Raw genomic sequence first — 17,450 nt, forward strand, 5'->3', positions numbered from 1 at the left:
GGCTCAAGGTTCGTCTTGTTCGGGCAGCGGCTGAATGCTGTTGATGTCGCCGGTTGGTGTTGCCGGTTCGTCTTTGATGATAATGAAGATTGCACCGCCGATAACTGCGATTGCAAACAGGGCTTTGAGGATGTTGGATCTCGACATGAACGGCTCCTCTGCGCTTTTTGGCTCTTACAGACAGCCTATGGGCAGTAGAGGGCTATAACAACCGCAAAGCCCCGAAAACTGAGCATCCTACAAAAGTCGCTTCGACAGTATAGCCACTGTCAGTAATACTCTGGGTAAATTTCCCGGTGCATCGCAGTCCAAAAGGAGTGTCGACATGACAGAACAATCGGAACCTCTGGTTCACAAGTACAGCGAAAACGGCATTACCACGCTCACCCTGAACCAGCCGGAGAAGAAAAACAGCCTTTCCATGGCCATGCTTGAGGCCCTGTCCGAAGAGCTGGAAATCATCGCGTCCGATACTGAAACCCGCGTTGTGGTTCTTGCGGCCAATGGCAATGTGTTCTGTGCCGGACACGACCTTCGGGAAGTCCGGGAGCAGTTCGACAGCCACGAATTCCAGCTTGCGTTGTTCAACCAGTGCAGCAAGGTGATGCAGCAGATCGTGAACCTGCCTCGGCCGGTGATTGCCCGGGTGGCGGGTGTTGCGACCGCCGCAGGCTGCCAGCTGGTGGCCAGTTGCGATCTGGCGGTGGCGGCGGATACGGCGCGCTTTGCAACGCCGGGAGTGAATATCGGGCTGTTCTGCTCCACGCCCATGGTGGCGCTGTCCCGGAATGTCTCCCGCAAACACGCCATGGAAATGCTGCTGACCGGTGAAATGATCGGTGCCGTGAAGGCCGAGCGGATCGGTCTGGTGAATCAGATCGTGGACGAACAGCATCTGGATGAGATGGTCTACAAGCTGGCCCGTACCATTGCCGACAAGTCCGGCCACACCCTGAAGATTGGTAAGGAAGCCTTCTACCGGCAGCTGGAAATGCCCCTGGCGGATGCCTACGAATACACCTCCCAGGTGATGGCAGACAACATGATGGCCAACGATGCCCAGGAAGGCATCTGCGCGTTCCTGGAGAAGCGCAAGCCAGAATGGAAAGATAGCTGAGCAGGCGCCCCGATCAAGGCGTCGGGCAATTCCCGGCGCCAAGGTAGAGTCGGTCACCGCGCCTGATGCCGTGCTCCAGGAAAAAGCCGGCGTTCATTTCCACGGCCTTGATAAAGGGCACACCAGCGGGGTAGGTGGGGCAGCCGGAACCGTTTGCCGAGGAACAGGGCACCATCTCCCGGATGCTACCAATCACGCCATCCCGGTTCAGGTAGGCGATATCCAGCGGGATCAGGGTCTGGTACATCCAGAAGCCATGGCTGGCCTCCCGTGGTTCCTGATATTCGAACAGCATGCCGGCGTCGGGCGCCAGCGACGTTCGGCCCATAAGCCCTTTCCGGCGCTGTTCAGCGGTACTGGCCACTTCCAGTGCCACCTCAACCGGCCCTTGAGCGGTTGCGAAACAGGCTTCAATGACCGGCAGACCTTCCTGGGGAGAGGCGATGCCGGAAGAGCAGCCGTAAACCAGCGAACCGGCCGCGAGAACGGCACAGACCCTCAGCCCGCGAAGGCGTCCTACTGCCGCACTCACGAGCGCAACCGGTAGCCGGTTTTGAAGATCCACCAGATGCCCACCATGCAGGCCGTGAGGAACACCAGTGTCATGCCCACGCTGATCCCCACATGGACATCCGACACGCCGTAGAACGCCCACCGGAAGCCGCTGATCAGGTAGACCACCGGGTTGAACAGGCTGACCGTCTGCCAGACTTCCGGCAGCATGTCGATGGAATAGAAGGTGCCGCCGAGGAACACCAGCGGCGTGATGATCATCATGGGGACAATCTGGAGTTTTTCGAAGCCATCCGCCCATATACCGATGATGAACCCGAACAGGCTGAAGGTTATCGATGTGAGCACCAGGAAGGAGAACATCCAGAACGGGTGCAGCACATCATAATCCACGAAGAACTTTGCCGTGGCCAGGATGATCAGCCCCAGGATTACGGACTTGGTGGCAGCGGCGCCAACATAACCCAGAACCACTTCCACGTAAGACACAGGTGCTGACAGCACTTCATAGATAGTGCCGGAGAACTTGGGCATGTAGATGCCGAAGGAGGCGTTGGAAATGCTCTGCATCAGCAGTGACAGCATCACCAGCCCGGGAATGATATAGGCTCCGTAGGCGATGTTGTCGATATCGCCCATGCGGGAGCCGATGGCAGAGCCGAAGACCACGAAATACAGACAGGTTGAGATCACCGGTGACAGTACGCTCTGCATCACCGTTCGACGCATGCGGGCCATTTCGAATTTGTAGATTGCGCGGATACCGTAAAGGTTCATGCCTTTCTCCGTTGGGCCGGCGGGCCTATTCGTGCACCAGGCCGACAAAAATCTCTTCAAGGGAGCTTTCCCGGGTTTGCAGGTCCCGGTATTCGATGCCCAGATCCCCGAGTGTGCGCAGCAATCTGGCAACACCGGCCTGTTCCTGCTGGGAATCGAAGGTATAGATCAGCTCGTAACCATCGTCGGAAAGCTCCACCGGTTCCAGGGTGAGCTCGCCCGGCACCTTGTCGAGCTTCTGCTGAAGGTGGAGGCGAAGCTCCTTCTTGCCCAGTTTGGTCATCAGCTGGGTCTTGTCTTCCACCAGGATAATCTCACCCTGCCGGATCACGCCGATCCGGTCTGCCATTTCCTCGGCTTCTTCAATGTAATGGGTGGTGAGGATGATGGTAACGCCGTTTTCCCGGAGCTTGCGGACCATTTCCCACATGTCCCGGCGCAGCTCCACATCCACGCCCGCGGTCGGCTCGTCCAGAAACAGGATCTGCGGTTCGTGGGACAGCGCCTTGGCGATCATTACCCGGCGTTTCATGCCGCCGGAGAGAGACATGATGCGGTTGTTACGCTTGTCCCAGAGGGAAAGGTCCTTGAGGACTTTCTCGATGTGCGACGGCTTGGGTGGCTTGCCAAAGAGGCCACGGCTGAACGAAACCGCATCCCAGACGGTTTCGAAGGAGTCGGTGTTCAGCTCCTGGGGCACAAGCCCGATGGTCTCCCGGGCCTTACGGTAGTCTTTGACAATATCGTAACCGGCGGCTTTTACCTCGCCTGAAGAGAGGTTGACGATGCCGCAGATGATGCTGATGAGCGTGGTCTTGCCGGCGCCATTGGGGCCGAGCAGGGCGAAGATTTCGCCCCGGCGGATGTCCAGGTTGATGTCTTTCAGGGCCTGGAAACCGTCGCCATATACCTTGCTCAGGTGCTTAACGGAAATATCCGGCTGCACGGGCGTGTCCTGTGGTCAGAATGGGTCGAATTGAAGGCGCGATATTTTCTCATGACTGGCGCCAGTTTAGAAACCTTTGCCTGGGCAGGAGAAAACTCCATAATGCGCGTCTGGTTTGTTCGGGGTGCCGTTATGTTACGCGCAATTGCAGTGGTGGGATTGATTGCAGGGCTTGTTGTGGTGGTTGTATTTGGCCCCCGTATGCTCGGGGATAACGGCGACGACCCGGGGAACAGCAATGCCACCGCCCGGTGCGATCTGCTCGAAGAAGGGCCATGCCGTTGGACCAGCGATTCCGGCGACTGGGAAGTGTCCCTTACAAGATTGGCTGAAGGCGGACAGGGCACCGAGTACCGCCTAACGGTTACCGCGCCCGAACGCCCTGAGCGTTTCCTGGCAGTTTTGCGCGGTGAATCCATGTACATGGGCGAGTACCCGGTGCCATTGGGCAAACGCAGTGACAACGACTATTCGGCGCGATTCACTGCGCCATTCTGCACGGTCGACGCCACCATGATCTGGCGCATTGATCTGCAGCAGGGGCAGGAGCCCATCGGCGACATCCCTGTGAAACTGGTATTTCAGGCCGAACCGGGCCGGGCCCGGTAAAACGCCGGATAAACCGGAACCCGGTCGGCTGACAAGCTGCCGGGAATGTGTAAAATCAGTGAAAGTTCGGTTTACTCACCAAAAATCACCACACCGCCAACACCAGGGACCACGTGATGGATTACGGAGATAGCGTTCAGAAGGTACTGCTGAGAAAAATCCGCAAGGCCGAGCAGGATCTGATTCAGTTGAAGCTGGATTATTGCAGGTTTGTCTTCGGGCTGACTCACCGGGCAAAGGTGCTGGCCGGCGGCATTACCTACGTGGTTCGTTCCGTTGATGTGGACAGCATGGCCAATACCGAGGATGGTGGTTTTACGCGCCCCGCAATCTCCGGCACCCGGGCAGACGAACAGGACCACGCCGAGCCGGTTGCTCTGGGAACAGACTGGGTGCTTGAAACCGCACCCAAACAGACCGCTAAATAAACGCGTTGGCGGTAATGGCCTCGTAGAGACTCGATGTTGGCGGTACGTAATGGTTGTACTGCCAGAACTCCGCTCCTTCCAATCCCGCCCTGAAGCAGGCCAGGTACACCGTACTGGCCGTTAATGAGCTGATCGCCTGAAACGCGTCTGGCTGTCGAATCCCGGTTTTGCGGCTGGCTATCTGGGCAACAATGGCGACCAGCGCCTCCGAATGCCGGGTCGATTTGTGGCAGAGGGCGCAGCCGGCCCCGAAAAGCCAGGCGGCGGTATACGCCTTCACTGCCTCCGGTGCAGTTGCCAGTTCCAGGCCATTGACCCGGCAATCCCGTTCCTGGAGCCCTGCCAGGATATGCAGCCGGGTGATGAGTTCGGCGCGGTCTGGCGCAGCGTCAACCACCGGCTTCCGGACGGCTACGGGCCATTCCGGTCGGCCCGGGGGAAGGTCGTGATTTACATGGGCGGTTCGGGCGACGTCCTGCCAGAGGTTTTCATGGCCTGCTGCCATTGGTTCGGAGCGTACCAACGCGATCATCCGGAAAGCCAACAGCACCAGCAGCGCCATCAGCCCAGCCTGGACAAGAAGAATCAACCCGCTAATCATGATCACCAGAACCCTGAATGTTGCAATAGGTGATCACATTGTAACGGAATGTATCCAGCCTATACCGCCAACCCGTCACCATTCCCGGGCGCAGGGTTGACTCAAATGACGGAACTGTGACGGGGATCGCAGCCTGAGAACTGCGCCGCGGGGCTCAACAGGTAGGCATGGTTTGCAGGGCCAGTTTGCGGCGGATGTAGCGCCCGAGAATATCCACTCCGATATTGAGCAGGGCGGTAATCAGAATCAACACCATGGCCTGATCAAACCGGATGCTCTGGATGGCGCTGTCCACGTAGAAGCCGAGCGTATAGATGCCGAGAATGCCCAGAATGGCGGTTTCCCGCATGATGATTTCCCAGCGGTAAAAGAGAAACGCCAGGAAGGAGCGGTAAACCCTGGGTACCAGTTCCCAGCTGTAGCGATTGAAGCCCGTGGGGGCATCCGGCCGTAACCGGATGGTGTTCGTCTGCCGGCCAATCAGGTGACCAATGATCCCGCCATTGTGTAGTGCCAGGGCAACCACGGCGGGGAGCATGGACGGGCCCCAAAGCTGGAGCAGAATGTAGGCAAGAATATATTCCGGCGTAGAACGGGCAATCACCAGAAACACATGGCCAGACGTGCGGCGTACCGGGCCGCCAAAGTGGTTTGAGATCAGGGGAAACGCCAGAAGCGTCAGGATGCCCGTAGCCACCAGTGCAATCTGGGTCAGAATAACCGTGTTCCAGATGCCCGGCAGCGCTTGCTCCACCATCAGCTCATTGAGCCAGGGCATCAGGCCGGCCAGGCCTTCCCCGTTCTGTAGCGGGCTGGGCACGATGTCTTCGGTGAAAAACCGCTCTACATTACCCCAGACAATCGGTAACCCGTCGCCCAGGAAAAAAGGCGCTGCCAGTACGTATACCGGTAACAGTTTTGGTCGGACCCAGAGCGGTATGGTGGCAATGAGCACGTAAAACAGGATCAGCATGGCACCGGCATCGGAATACATGCCCTGGGAGAACGAGGATTCCAGGTAGAACCCCAGAGTGGGCAGGCCCACAAACCCGAGGATGGCGCTGGAGCGAAGGCCACACTCCAGCCTATAGGCCGTGTAGGTGCGCAGCTGCACCCAGCAATCGGGAATTCGGGTGTAGAGAAAGGCCGCGATGGTGCCAGTGCCCGGGGGGAGTAACCGGCCCGGTTCCGGGTCTGCTTCCTCGAGAATCTCCGAATACACCTTGGCAAAAATGCCCGAGTAGGGAATGGCAATGGCGAGCACGCCTGTAAGCGGGTGAAAACCAAAGAACTGGAGGAAGATCAGCGCCCAGAACAATTCGTGAATGGCTCGAATGAAGGCGCAAAAAATGCGTACTGGCAGGTACCGGTACACCAGGGCGAGCAAAAAGCCGCAGAGGCTGCCGAGGGTAACGCCAACAAAGGCGAAGGCCACGGTCCGGAGCAGGGCCGTTAGCAGGCCCTCACTGCTGAAAAAATTGGGAGTCAGTACGCCCAGGAAAAAGTTGCCAAGATCCCGCCAGGGGTTGGAGGCGGTTATCGCAATATCCGCGAACAGCAGGCCGACAAGGGCAATGGCCAGAAAAATGAGGCTGGTTCGAACCGTTGGTGAGGAGAGCATGAAACTGGCCGGTTCTCCTAATAGAGCGACATGATGTCCGGGGCGGCCAACCGTTCGCTCGGCTCGTCCAGGGCCACCTGGCCGTCCTGTATACCAATGATTCGGTTGCAGTAAGCCAGCGCCATGTCCACATCGTGCAGTGCAATTACGCTGGTCTGAAACCGGTCCCTGAGCAGTTCCATCACCAGATGGGCCATGGGGCCGTCGAGTGCGGAAATGGGTTCATCCGCTAATAGCACGGGGGCGTTGCGATAAAGTGCCCGGGCAATGGCGACCCTCTGCCGCTGTCCACCCGAAAGCGATGCCGTAGGAATCCACAGTTTTTCCGACATCCTGAGCGCATCCAATAATGCTCTGACCTCACTGCGGTCCTGCTTGAAGGGGCGAACCAGGGTAACCGTGTTGTACCAGGTGGAGTGCCTGTCCAGTTGGCCCATGAACACATTGTGAAACACGGGCAGGGCATTCACCAGCCCGAGTTCCTGCGGGACCAGCGAGGACTCCCGGTTCACCCTTTCGTGGATGAGCCGGATCAGGGTCGACTTACCCGCGCCGCTTTTACCGACAAGCCCGATGCGCTCACCGGTTTTAATTTGCAGGGTGAGGGGCCCGATGACCCGCTCACCCCCAAACGAAGCTGTCAGACCCGTAAGGTCAAATCCCGCCATTAATCGATGATTCCGATTTCTTCGGCAACGCTGCGAATGGGCTCATAGTCGTCGTTCGACGCCGGTACAAATGCTGAGCGCGGGAAGCTTTCGAGCAATTTCGGATCGTCCAGTGCCAGCAGCGCCTCGCGAACCCTGTCTGTGAAACCTTCACCGTAGGTTTCGTCAACATCGCCCCGAATACTCCACTGGTAGTTGGGATAGGCCGGTGTCTTCCAGATAATCTTTACGTCATCGGTGTTGATGTTGCCGTCTTCAAGCTCTTTTTCCCAGACCTTGTAGTTGATTGCGCCCACTTCGTAGGTGCCGGATTCCACCAGTCGCAGAGTCCGGGTATGGTTGCCACTGAAACCCACACGGGAGAAGACATCCTCGGGCGCTTCACCGAATATCTGTCTGATATGGTATTCCGGAATCAGGCGGCCAGAGGTTGAGCCCTTGGAACCAAAGGTAAAGGTCTTGCCGCGGAGATCGTCAACGAGGGTGTCTGCGCGATCCAGGCCTGTGCTCTTATGAGCGATGAAGTAATTGTAGAATGCCTGGTCTTCCTCACCCTGGGCAATGGCCTGGGAGCCAGGAACCAGGGCGCGGGCCTGAACACCGGACAGCCCGCCGAACCAGGCCAGTTGAACCTGATTGTTCCGGAAAGCCGAGACGGCTGCGGCATAGGACTTCACGGGGATGTAACGCACGTCCGCGTCAAGTTCCTCGGAAAGATAATCGGCAACGCCACGGAATCGCTCCACCAGTTTGGTTTCATCTTCATCGGGTATCGCCGTGAAGATGAACGTCTGGGCAGAAGCCGTGGCAGCAAAGAGAGTGCATAGACCAATAATCAGTAATTTCCGTATAGGATTGAAGGTCATGATTGTTCCTTGTCTCAGGGGGTTTGGTGTAAAGAGATACAGGGCCCGGCAGCCCTCGTGTTCTGCAGGATACCTTGATTTACGTAAACTCTGAACAGCTATACGGTTTGCGGGTTTAAATGGCTCAGGCCCGGACACCTTAATTTTCAGTGACCTCACTTCAGGCGAATGGTATGCGACTGATTATGATTACACCGGCAAAACCGGGTTCGAAAGCCGGTAACCGGGCCACGGCAGAGCGATGGAAATCCTTGCTGGAAAATGCCGGGCATTCGGTCGAGGTGGTTACTGAATATCGCGGTGAACCCTGTGATGGCTTTATCGCCCTGCATGCATGGCGGAGTGTGGCTGCCGTGCGGCGGTTCCGTGAAAGCTGGCCCGCCAGGCCGCTTATCGTGGCCTTGACCGGGACGGACATCTACCGTTACCAATATGAATACCCGGAGGACACCCTGTATTCGATGGAACAGGCGGATGCGCTTATCGGCCTGCACACGCTGGTGGCCGATGACATACCGGCTGATTTTGCCGGCAAACTGGTGACGCTTTACCAGTCGGCTGATGGCCCGGAGTCTTACCCTGCGCCACAACCAGCCGTGAAAGACAACGGGTTCGGCGTTTGTGTCATCGGCCACCTGAGAGACGAGAAGGATTCACTCCGGGCCGCTTATGCAGCCCGATTGCTACCCGAGGACTCGGGGATACAGGTTTTTTGTGCCGGCAAGCCTCACAACCAGGATTGGCAACGCAAAGCGGAGCAGGAGATGTCCGAGAATCCTCGCTTCTCCTGGCTCGGGGAACTTGAGAAAGCCGAAACCCGGCAGTTGATGGCAAACAGCCAGGTCATGGTGATCAGTTCGGTGATGGAAGGTGGAGCAAACGTCGTGTCGGAGGCCTGCCGGGCCGGTCTTCCTGTTATTGCGTCAGACATTCCCGGCAATGTCGGCCTGCTGGGTAAGGGTTATGGCGGGTATTTCCCGGCCGGTGATGAACAGGCGCTGGCTAACCTCCTTCTCCGCGCAGAACAGACTCCGGAATTTCTGGCCACACTCAGGAATCAGGTCGGTCAACTATCAGGGCACTTTTTGCCGGAAAAGGAGCAGGCCGCCCTGGAGCATGCGCTGCACCTTGCGGTGCAGCGCAGCTCGGAGAGACGCTAGTCCCGCAGAGAAATGGGTTCGATAGGTCCGGACTCATCCTGGGCGTTAATGCGGCCAATGATGGCGGTGTGAGGGTAGCCCAGAGCTTTCAGCTCCCGGACACACGCCTCGGCCTTGTCTGCCGCAACACTGGCCAGCAGACCGCCTGCCGTTTGCGGATCAAAGATCAGCGGATACCGGGGATGGTTGACCCACTTTTCCTGATCCCGGATACCGCGACGCAACCGGATGTTTGCAGGTTGCAGTGAGCTGAGAATGCCCGCTGCCGCTGTTTCTTCTGCGCCTGGCAATATCGGGATGGCAGACAGGTCCAGTTCCGCATCAACCCCCGAAGGCTTGGTCATTTCAACCAGGTGCCCGAGCAGCCCGAAACCGGTGACGTCTGTGCAGGCTTTGGATCCGAATTTCCTCAGGCAATCGGCGGCTGCCTTGTTGGACTGGACCATGGAAGCCAGGGCGGAATCGATCCACCGGCCTTTGGCTGCAAGCCTCGCATGGGCGGCGAACAGGGTGCCGGTGCCTATAGGCTTGGTCAGGATCAGCGCGTCACCCGCTTTCAATCCACCCTTGCTCATGACCTCGTCCGGGTCGATCAAACCGTTAACGGCAAAGCCCAGAGCCAGCTCCTTGCCCTCGCCGGTATGACCACCGACAAGTGCGCAGCCGGCTTCGTTCAGCACTTCCACGGCGCCGGACATCATCTGGTAGACCACATCCTCTACCTTGGATTCAATGCCGTAAGGCACCGTAGCCACGGCCGTGGCGCTCTGGGCCTCTGCGCCCATGGCAAAAACATCCCCGAGGCTGTGGTTGGCTGCGACCTTGCCAAACACATAAGGGTCGTCGATAAAGGCGCGGAAGAAGTCCACGGTATGAACGACGGCCTTACCCGGTGGCACTTTCAGAACGGCGGCATCATCCGGGGCGTGCAGGCCTATGAGGATATCGTCCCGTTCGATGGGCCTGAGTTCACCCAGGGCCCGTGACAGCACGGTGCTGCCTACCTTGGCGCCACAACCACCACAGCGCATGGCAACCGCTGAGATCGCCTGGGAGGCTTCCTCGGCGCTCTGAGCCGCAGCGGTATCCGGCAGAGTGGCTTCCTCCTCCATGGGAGGCAGGTCGGTGAACTTCTTCATGAACCGGCGGTCGATCCAGTCCTTCCAGCGCCAGACCCAGGCGCCATCGAACTGCATGTCGCCACGGGAGGCCACGGCGTACTTGTCACCAGTACTGATCAGCGCCAGCCACTTCTTCTGAGGGTAGAAATCCCTGGGATCCTTGCCGGTGGCCAGGCGCTTGAGGTTGTCAGCCAGGGGACGACCTTGCCTGACCGCAAACACGCCCGCTTTCTCGCGGGGGTGATTCACCACATTGGCAATATCGCCGGCGGCAAAAATGCTGTCGTCGTTCTCCACCTGAAGCGTATCGCGCACCCTCAGGAACAGTCCGTCGTCCAGGGCAAGACCTGTATCCTTGAGCCACTCCGGCCCACCGGCGCGGGTCACCCAGAGCACTTCGTCGGTTTGCTGGGTTTCACCGGACTCGGTAATCAACAGGCCTTCCTGCACCTTGCTCACCGGCGATCCAAGGTGGACCTTCACCCCGCGATCGGAAAGCGTCCTGCGGAACACCTCACGAACCTTGGGGTTGTGGGTGGGCAGAATCTCATCGGCGGCGTCAAAGAGATGAAAGTGCAGCTGGCCGGGGTCCTTGCCTCGCTGCTTCAGCTCGTTCTTCAGGCGGAACTGCATGGCAAGGGTAAGCTCGACACCACCGGCACCGGCCCCAACAACGGCCACGGCGAGAGGCCCGTCGTGGTTTTCGATGCGGGAGAGCAGGGCAAGCCAGCGATTGTTGAACCCGGTAATGGGTTTTACCGGCACCGCATGGTCGGACGCGCCTTCCACTTCGTTAACCCGTGGAGAGGAGCCAATGTTGATGGACAGAATATCGTAGGGCACATCCGGGCGGCCACGGCAGATGACGCGCTTCCGGTCGCGGTCGATGCCAACGGCCTCGGCCCGATAAAAGCGCGCGCCGGCATACTCTGCCAGCCGGCTCAGATCGATATGAACATCGTCGTAGCTGTAGTGCCCGGCAACGTAACCGGGCAGCATGCCGGAATAGGGCGTGTGAGTATCTCGGCAGATAAGGGTCAGGCGCACGCCGGGAACCGGGTTCATGGCGAACCGTTTCAGTACCCCGACGTGGCTGTGCCCGCCGCCAATCAGGACTATATCCCGTAATACAGGCTGGTCAGGCGTTCGCATCAGCTGATTTTCTTGGCTTCAGCCGTGAATTCGCTGTATCCCTTGACGTTTGAAAAGGCCTTGAGCTTTTCCTGATCTTCTGCAGATGGGTTGGCGATCTGGTCGATGGAGGTAATGCCCGCATCCTTCATCTTCTTGGCGGTGGCCGGGCCAATGCCTTTGACCAGTGTCAGGTCGCTCTTGTCCACTGGCTTGGCGGCTTTTGCAGTCGGTGCTTTCCTGGCAGCAGGCTTTTTCGCAGCAGGTTTCTTGGCTGCCGGCTTGCTGGTGGCGGCTTTTGATTTGGCCGCTGACTTGGCGGTTTTCTTGGGAGCGGCTTTTTTGGCGGCTGTGGTGGCTTCCTTGCTCACGTCATCAGTAAGCTTTTTAACCTCTTCACCCGCCTCTTTGGAGGCGACACCCAGACGCTCCAGAATGCTGCTCTGCAGCTCGTGGAATTCCTCAAGGCGGCGCTCGAATTCTTCGTGGAAGCGCTTCATCTCACGGTCGCGCAGCTCGTCGATTTCTTTGAGCAGTTTACGGACTGGCTCCTGCACCTGGTTCTGCAGGCTGTCGAACTGCTTGAGGGCATCGTTTACAAGACCTTCGATCTGGGAGGAGGTCTTTTCGAACTCCTTGTTGACCTTTTTAACGATCTTATCAACGTTCTGTTTGGCTTTCTTCGCCATGGAATGTCTCCTTACGGACAGGTTTCAACGAACAATCGGGGTCAGGCCATTTGCCGAAAACCGGATATGGATCCTGAGGAACGACGTGATTTGAGAGACTGTTTCTTGGACAGCACTTCCCGAATCCTGCGGAGCTTTTCAGTTGATGAAGAACTTCCGCTGGAGTCGAGCTCAACAAAGTCTATGGAATAAAAGAAGTTACTGCAGTGTTTTCTGCGTTCGGTCACCAGGCCAGCCAGGCCTTCGGCACGGATCTTGTCAAACGGCATATCCATGACCAGATCCAGCACCACGGTATCACCGGGATTGAACACCTTGTCGGTTTTCATAACGCACCCGTAGCCGTCCAGTTCGTAAAGGGCAGCCTCGACCAGTTCCTTGCGGAAAAGGCCCTGTCTGACTCGGAATCGGGCGACAAGATCCGGCAATGCTTCGTTCATGAATCAGGTTCTCTGGTGATTTCCGTATCCACTGCAACCTGTCTCATCGGGAGACAGGCAGGATATTGGTTAAACAATAGACACTGACTTTTGGTTTTGCAACGCCATCAGTGCCATACGAACGACCGCTAACGCAATTTTTTAACAGATTGCCCCGGCTTTTCGGGCCAGTTACTTGGTTTTCAGCTCGTACATATCAACCCGACGATCTTTCAGGTTAGTGACAGAGCCTTCATTCCGCACCAGCTTCAGCTTCTCAAGGTCCATATCGGAGAACATGATCATCTCCGTATTCGGCGTTGTTTCTGCCATCACCGCATCGTGGGGGAAGGCGAAATCCGAAGGCGAGAATACGGACGACTGGGCATACTGGACGTCCAGGTTCTCAACTTTCGGCAGGTTGCCGACACTGCCGGTGATTACGACATAACATTCGTTCTCGATGGCCCGGGCCTGGGCACACTGGCGAACCCGGAGGTAGCCGTTCTTGGTATCGGTCCAGAAGGGCACCATGATGATATCGACTTCCTGGCTGGCAGCAATACGCCCCAGCTCCGGAAACTCAATGTCGTAACAGATCATGATGGCAACCCGGCCTGCGTCGGTGTCAAACACCTCGAACTGATTGCCACCCTCGATGACCCAGTCGCGACGCTCGTGGGGCGTGATGTGAATCTTGCGCTGTTCATCAACACGGCCGTCCCGATGGCACAGGTAAGACACGTTGTAAACACGGTCATTTTCGATCAGCGGCATGGAGCCGGTGATGATGTTGATGTTGTAACTTACCGCCATTTCGGACATTTCTTCCCGGAACTGCTGGGTAAATCCGGCAAGGAATCGGATCGCCCGGGTCTGGTCCATCTGGTCGGTCAGCCCCATGAGCGGCGCGTTGAAAAATTCCGGGAAGATGGCGAAGTCACTCTTGTAGTCAGACAGCGCATCCACGAAGTACTCCACCTGTCTCAGCACTTCCTCGACAGAGGTAAACTCGCGCATCTGCCATTGCACGGCGCCCAGTCGAACCTGCGTCTTCTTGACGTTCAGAACCGAAGACGGCGGCGTGTAGAGAATGTTCCGCCATTCCAGCAGGGTAGCGTAGCCCAGTGATTTCTCGTCCTCCGGCAGGTACTTGTGCATCAGGCGGGTAACCTGAAAATCGTTGGAGAGCTGGAAGCTCAGGATCGGATCGTAGATCTCCTTGCGATCCACGCGCTGGATATACTCCTCCGGTGAGTACTGCTCTGCATATTTGAAATAGTTCGGTATGCGCCCACCCGCAAGAATCCCTCTCAGGTTCATTGAGCGGCAGAGTTCCTTGCGAGCTTCATACAGTCGGCGCCCCAGGCGATAGCCCCGGTAATCCGGGTGAATGAAGACATCCAGCCCGTAGAGGGAATCGCCATTGGCGTTGTGCCAGATCTTCTCGTTCCGGAGAATCAGGTCGTCGTAGGTATGGGGGTTGCTGAAGCGGTCGTATTTAACACAAACGGTTAGAGCAACCGCGACTAACTGTCCGCTTTCCTCAATGCAGATCTGACCGTCGGGAAATTGTTCCACCAGCGCCTTGATGGTGTCCTTGGGCCATGCGCCTCCGATGTCGTCATAAACGCGGTCCATAAGCATTTGAAGCTGTTCGTAGTCTTCAAGCTTCAGATTCCGGAGGTTGAGATGCAGTTCTTCATGGGCCATTCAGTTCGGCTCCCGTTCGTTTTGGAGTGAGGACAAGCTCAGCGTTTGCGTCAATACTGTAAAAGTTTAACAGAAGCCGCTAAAGACTTCGCATCGCGGGCCGAAACACAAATTAACGAATATCAATTTTCATTGCAGAGGATTCGACTGTGCAGCTGACATTCGGGCAAAAGCTCCTCACTGCTTTCGGTATCTTGTTGCTGTTGGTTATGGGAGCTTTCACGCTCTCGGGCGATTTACGGCTGCAAAACACCACGGATACCTATGTGGACGCGCTGATCGACGATACGGTCCAGCAAAGCACCTCGAGTATCGCCGAGTGGCTCAACACCCGTTTGGTAATGACCGAAGCCACCGCCAAGGCACTGGAAAGTGCCGAAAACGATGACGAAGCGCGGGTGGTGCTGCAGGCCATTACCACGGGTGGCGGGTTCCGGGATGTCTACGTGGGCCGCACCGATGGTTACATGCTGATGAAGTCCCCGGAAGCGGACGCCACGCTGCCGGACGATTACGACCCCCGCGAACGCCCCTGGTATCAGAAGGCCATGCGCCTTGGCAGTGCTTCATTTACCGAGCCTTATCAGGATGCCAGTACCAATGACATGATCATTTCCACACTGGCGCCGGTCAAACGCGGTGACTATGAAGGCGTGGCCGGTGCGGATATCGGCCTGGGTGCCATTGCAAAAACCCTGTCCACCGTGACTCTTGCCGATACAGGCTATGCGGCACTGATCAACGCACGCGGCATCGTGCTCTTCCACCCCAGGCAGGAACTGGTGGGCAAAAACATCAGTGAACTGCTGGGCGGCAAACCGGATCTGGGCGGCACCGCCCATGAATACAGCAATGACGAGGGCAACTGGGAGGCCAGTTTCCATCCGATCAGTGAGGCCCGGGGTGTGGAATGGTACCTCGGCACCTTTGTAAACGCCGACAAGATCAACGCTCCGGTTCAGAGTGCCCGGATGACCGGCCTGGTCATGGCGATTATCGGCCTGATTGTTTCTCTGGTCATCCTTCACGTTGGCATTAAAGTCCTGATGGCGCCGGTCCGCCGGCTGAACGAGGCCATGGCCGACATTGGCAGTGGCGACGCCGACCTGACCCAGCGTCTGGATGACAGCTCCGGTGACGAATTCGGACAGTTGGCCCGGAGCTTCAACCAGTTCGTTGAGAATATCCAGACGGTTGTAAGGGATGTTCAACAAGGCAGCGCCGAACTCGGGCAGAATGTTACCTCCCTCAGGGAAACCGCCAGCACCAGCCGTTCAAGCGTCGAGAACCAGCAGGCGGAGATCGATATGGTTGCCACGGCAATCAACGAAATGTCTGCCGCCGCCGGAGAGATCGCCCAGAACGCCCAACAAACCGCAGACGCAGCCAATACGGCCGACGCTGACAGCCGGGCTTCGCTGGAAACCGTTGCCGCATCCCGGGATGCCGTCCAGAAACTCTCAAAAGAGATCAACGCCGCGGCCGAGGTCATTGATACCCTAGGCAATGATGTCGCCTCCATTACCACGGTCCTTGAAGTTATTCAGGGCATCGCCGAACAAACCAATCTGCTTGCCCTGAACGCGGCCATTGAGGCTGCACGGGCCGGTGAGGCAGGGCGGGGCTTTGCGGTTGTGGCCGATGAAGTCCGCAATCTGGCCCAGCGCACCCAATCCAGTACCGAAGAAATCAACAACATGATCGAGCGCCTGCAAAAAGGCGCCAACGATGCCGTTGAAGTAATGAAGGCATCGACGGCGGTTTCCAATGTCAGCATGGAAAAAGCCCAGGATGCCATGGAAGCCCTCAATCGAATCGCGGAAGCCATTACGTCCATCAGTCAGATGACGTCGCAGATTGCCACGGCTTCCGAAGAGCAGACCTCGGTAACCGAAGAGCTCAACTCGTCGATTACCCGGATTGCCGACCAGGGCCAGGAAGCGGCCGCGGCCGCCAGCGAAAACGACGTTTACAGTGGCCAGATTGAGAGTATTGGTACGGCACTGAACCAGAACGTTTCGCGGTTCCGGGTTTAACGGCTGAGGATGTCGAGGCGCAGGCGCAGGTTTTCCAGCGTACTGCGTCCGACGTAGCGGGATTCTTCACTCAGGAAGGGGTTTTCAAGGGCAATTACCCTGCGCCTGTCCAGGTTCAGTTCACGCACGGCGCGGGCGTAATAACGCCTCAGGAACTGCCCGAAGCTTCCGTCCTGGATGGCCCGTTCGATGCCGAGTTGCAGGCGGTGAGCCGTCTCCTGATCGTGAGGTCCAACGAACAGGTAGGAGGGCATCGGGTAGGCAATCAGCAGATTCGGTTCAATCACCAGGTTCGGGTCCTGTTCCATTTCGAGGTCATACAGCACTTCGCTTACGCCGCGGGCAAAACATTCGAACCGTTCGTTCCGCAGCATTCCGAACAGTATCTCGTACCGCGAGTGGGTGACGACCTGAATGCCATTGGCTTCCAGCACCGGTGTGTCCGGCCAGTGGGACCCCTGGCCGATGCGTATGTGGCTATTCCTGAGATCGTCCAGGTTCTCTATGCCGGCAAACTTTGGCAGGGATTCCGGAAGCACCACGCAAACCCGAAAGCCGAGCAGGCCACCGTCGATGGGAATAGGGATTGCGGTGAGGAAATTCTCCCGCTCCTCGGACGTGGCCACGTTGGCAATGTCCACGAGCCGGGACCGGCCGTCAGTGAGTTCCCGGAGCACCCGCCCCTGGCTCAGTTCCTCACTGCGGATAATTCTGAAATCCCCATACTCCGGTGTTTTCTTCAGGGAAAGTTCAACAAGCGCGCGAATAGCGGGGCTGTCATAGTTCCTGTACCAGAGAACGTAGTCGCGGCTGGCGTCATCCGGGCCGTTGCTGGCCTGAACAGGTAACGCACACAGGACAAGGCCCAGAACGGTGAGGCGTAGAGCCAGTTTCCGGAGGCTGGAGCGTTTCACAACGGCAGGAAGATGACGTTCCAAATCAGAAATCCTTTCTCAATCCGGGAGAAGCCGGCCCGAGTCGCAACCATGATGTAAACGGGCACTCCTCACTTTAGAACACAAACTCAAAAATAAA

The 17,450-nt window shown here is 57.5% G+C and carries 18 protein-coding genes; 5 read left to right on the top strand and 13 right to left on the bottom strand.

Going from position 1 to position 17,450, the window contains the following annotated elements:
- Positions 1–3 precede the first annotated feature (3 nt).
- Complete coding sequence (locus ACESMK_RS10955) at positions 4–147, bottom strand: hypothetical protein (RefSeq protein ID WP_372998178.1); 144 nt, start codon at positions 145–147, stop codon at positions 4–6.
- 178 nt (positions 148–325) lie between these two features.
- Between ACESMK_RS10955 and ACESMK_RS10960 the strand changes: the two genes are divergently transcribed.
- Positions 326–1,117, top strand: a complete 792-nt coding sequence (locus ACESMK_RS10960; RefSeq protein WP_372998182.1) for an enoyl-CoA hydratase — start codon at positions 326–328, stop codon at positions 1,115–1,117.
- Between the two features lie 13 nt (positions 1,118–1,130).
- On the opposite strand, the gene ACESMK_RS10965 is transcribed toward ACESMK_RS10960, so the two are convergent.
- The 3 genes from ACESMK_RS10965 to ACESMK_RS10975 are packed head-to-tail and all read right to left on the bottom strand — an operon-like array spanning position 1,131 to position 3,353.
- Positions 1,131–1,649, bottom strand: a complete 519-nt coding sequence (locus ACESMK_RS10965) for a DUF192 domain-containing protein (protein WP_372998185.1) — start codon at positions 1,647–1,649, stop codon at positions 1,131–1,133.
- On the bottom strand, positions 1,646–2,407 hold the full coding sequence (locus ACESMK_RS10970) for an ABC transporter permease (protein WP_136632317.1): 762 nt from the start codon (positions 2,405–2,407) through the stop codon (positions 1,646–1,648). The genes ACESMK_RS10965 and ACESMK_RS10970 overlap by 4 nt, the downstream gene beginning before the upstream one ends.
- Positions 2,408–2,432: 25 nt before the next feature.
- Complete coding sequence (locus tag ACESMK_RS10975; RefSeq protein WP_372998188.1) at positions 2,433–3,353, bottom strand: ABC transporter ATP-binding protein; 921 nt, start codon at positions 3,351–3,353, stop codon at positions 2,433–2,435.
- Between the two features lie 102 nt (positions 3,354–3,455).
- Between ACESMK_RS10975 and ACESMK_RS10980 the strand changes: the two genes are divergently transcribed.
- The gene (locus ACESMK_RS10980) at positions 3,456–3,962 is read left to right on the top strand and encodes a hypothetical protein (RefSeq protein ID WP_372998192.1); all 507 of its coding nucleotides are present in this window, start codon (positions 3,456–3,458) and stop codon (positions 3,960–3,962) included.
- Between the two features lie 116 nt (positions 3,963–4,078).
- Positions 4,079–4,390 (top strand): hypothetical protein, encoded by a 312-nt coding sequence (locus tag ACESMK_RS10985; RefSeq protein WP_372998194.1) that lies wholly within the window; start codon positions 4,079–4,081, stop codon positions 4,388–4,390.
- On the opposite strand, the gene ACESMK_RS10990 is transcribed toward ACESMK_RS10985, so the two are convergent.
- The 4 genes from ACESMK_RS10990 to ACESMK_RS11005 all read right to left on the bottom strand — a co-directional run bounded on the left by ACESMK_RS10990 (position 4,383) and on the right by ACESMK_RS11005 (position 8,146).
- Positions 4,383–4,991 (bottom strand): hypothetical protein, encoded by a 609-nt coding sequence (locus ACESMK_RS10990; protein ID WP_372998300.1) that lies wholly within the window; start codon positions 4,989–4,991, stop codon positions 4,383–4,385. The two genes, ACESMK_RS10985 and ACESMK_RS10990, sit on opposite strands and share 8 nt — an antisense overlap.
- 154 nt (positions 4,992–5,145) lie before the next feature.
- The gene (locus tag ACESMK_RS10995) at positions 5,146–6,612 is read right to left on the bottom strand and encodes a PhnE/PtxC family ABC transporter permease (protein ID WP_372998197.1); all 1,467 of its coding nucleotides are present in this window, start codon (positions 6,610–6,612) and stop codon (positions 5,146–5,148) included.
- Between the two features lie 17 nt (positions 6,613–6,629).
- A complete protein-coding gene (locus tag ACESMK_RS11000) occupies positions 6,630–7,280 on the bottom strand; it encodes an ATP-binding cassette domain-containing protein (RefSeq protein WP_372998200.1) in 651 nt (216 codons plus the stop codon).
- Positions 7,280–8,146 carry a putative selenate ABC transporter substrate-binding protein gene (locus ACESMK_RS11005; protein ID WP_372998203.1) on the bottom strand — a complete coding sequence of 289 codons (867 nt, stop codon included), beginning with the start codon at positions 8,144–8,146 and terminating at the stop codon, positions 7,280–7,282. Before ACESMK_RS11005 ends, ACESMK_RS11000 begins: the two co-directional genes overlap by 1 nt.
- Before the next feature lie 173 nt (positions 8,147–8,319).
- On the opposite strand from ACESMK_RS11005, the gene senB reads away from it, so the two are divergent.
- Positions 8,320–9,306 carry a selenoneine biosynthesis selenosugar synthase SenB gene (senB, locus tag ACESMK_RS11010; protein ID WP_372998206.1) on the top strand — a complete coding sequence of 329 codons (987 nt, stop codon included), beginning with the start codon at positions 8,320–8,322 and terminating at the stop codon, positions 9,304–9,306.
- Here senB and selD read toward each other — a convergent pair.
- The 4 genes from selD to ACESMK_RS11030 all read right to left on the bottom strand — a co-directional run bounded on the left by selD (position 9,303) and on the right by ACESMK_RS11030 (position 14,379).
- Positions 9,303–11,579, bottom strand: a complete 2,277-nt coding sequence (selD, locus tag ACESMK_RS11015; protein ID WP_372998209.1) for a selenide, water dikinase SelD — start codon at positions 11,577–11,579, stop codon at positions 9,303–9,305. The genes senB and selD overlap by 4 nt on opposite strands.
- On the bottom strand, positions 11,579–12,247 hold the full coding sequence (locus tag ACESMK_RS11020) for a helix-hairpin-helix domain-containing protein (RefSeq protein WP_372998212.1): 669 nt from the start codon (positions 12,245–12,247) through the stop codon (positions 11,579–11,581). The genes selD and ACESMK_RS11020 overlap by 1 nt, the downstream gene beginning before the upstream one ends.
- A 41-nt stretch (positions 12,248–12,288) precedes the next feature.
- Entirely contained in the window at positions 12,289–12,687 is a 399-nt protein-coding gene (locus ACESMK_RS11025; protein WP_372998215.1) for a hypothetical protein, read from the bottom strand.
- Positions 12,688–12,858: 171 nt separating this feature from the next.
- Positions 12,859–14,379 (bottom strand): nitrilase-related carbon-nitrogen hydrolase, encoded by a 1,521-nt coding sequence (locus ACESMK_RS11030; protein ID WP_372998218.1) that lies wholly within the window; start codon positions 14,377–14,379, stop codon positions 12,859–12,861.
- A gap of 149 nt (positions 14,380–14,528) precedes the next feature.
- On the opposite strand from ACESMK_RS11030, the gene ACESMK_RS11035 reads away from it, so the two are divergent.
- Positions 14,529–16,415, top strand: coding sequence for a methyl-accepting chemotaxis protein (locus ACESMK_RS11035; protein ID WP_372998221.1), 1,887 nt, complete (start codon positions 14,529–14,531; stop codon positions 16,413–16,415).
- Here ACESMK_RS11035 and ACESMK_RS11040 read toward each other — a convergent pair.
- Positions 16,412–17,353 carry a hypothetical protein gene (locus ACESMK_RS11040; protein ID WP_372998224.1) on the bottom strand — a complete coding sequence of 314 codons (942 nt, stop codon included), beginning with the start codon at positions 17,351–17,353 and terminating at the stop codon, positions 16,412–16,414. The two genes, ACESMK_RS11035 and ACESMK_RS11040, sit on opposite strands and share 4 nt — an antisense overlap.
- Between the last annotated feature and the right edge of the window lie 97 nt (positions 17,354–17,450).

Origin of the sequence: Marinobacter sp., from assembly GCF_041687235.1 — a bacterium.
Lineage (GTDB): Bacteria > Pseudomonadota > Gammaproteobacteria > Pseudomonadales > Oleiphilaceae > Marinobacter.

Excerpts from the sequence above, each read along its gene's own strand:
- ACESMK_RS10955 (WP_372998178.1), bottom strand. The coding sequence starts at position 147 with ATGTCGAGATCCAACATCCTCAAAGCCCTGTTTGCAATCGCAGTTATC.
- ACESMK_RS10960 (WP_372998182.1), top strand. The coding sequence starts at position 326 with ATGACAGAACAATCGGAACCTCTGGTTCACAAGTACAGCGAAAACGGC.
- ACESMK_RS10970 (WP_136632317.1), bottom strand. The coding sequence starts at position 2,407 with ATGAACCTTTACGGTATCCGCGCAATCTACAAATTCGAAATGGCCCGC.
- ACESMK_RS10980 (WP_372998192.1), top strand. The coding sequence starts at position 3,456 with ATGCGCGTCTGGTTTGTTCGGGGTGCCGTTATGTTACGCGCAATTGCA.
- ACESMK_RS10985 (WP_372998194.1), top strand. The coding sequence starts at position 4,079 with ATGGATTACGGAGATAGCGTTCAGAAGGTACTGCTGAGAAAAATCCGC.
- ACESMK_RS10990 (WP_372998300.1), bottom strand. The coding sequence starts at position 4,991 with ATGATTAGCGGGTTGATTCTTCTTGTCCAGGCTGGGCTGATGGCGCTG.
- ACESMK_RS10995 (WP_372998197.1), bottom strand. The coding sequence starts at position 6,612 with ATGCTCTCCTCACCAACGGTTCGAACCAGCCTCATTTTTCTGGCCATT.
- ACESMK_RS11000 (WP_372998200.1), bottom strand. The coding sequence starts at position 7,280 with ATGGCGGGATTTGACCTTACGGGTCTGACAGCTTCGTTTGGGGGTGAG.
- ACESMK_RS11005 (WP_372998203.1), bottom strand. The coding sequence starts at position 8,146 with ATGACCTTCAATCCTATACGGAAATTACTGATTATTGGTCTATGCACT.
- senB (WP_372998206.1), top strand. The coding sequence starts at position 8,320 with ATGCGACTGATTATGATTACACCGGCAAAACCGGGTTCGAAAGCCGGT.
- selD (WP_372998209.1), bottom strand. The coding sequence starts at position 11,579 with ATGCGAACGCCTGACCAGCCTGTATTACGGGATATAGTCCTGATTGGC.
- ACESMK_RS11020 (WP_372998212.1), bottom strand. The coding sequence starts at position 12,247 with ATGGCGAAGAAAGCCAAACAGAACGTTGATAAGATCGTTAAAAAGGTC.
- ACESMK_RS11025 (WP_372998215.1), bottom strand. The coding sequence starts at position 12,687 with ATGAACGAAGCATTGCCGGATCTTGTCGCCCGATTCCGAGTCAGACAG.
- ACESMK_RS11030 (WP_372998218.1), bottom strand. The coding sequence starts at position 14,379 with ATGGCCCATGAAGAACTGCATCTCAACCTCCGGAATCTGAAGCTTGAA.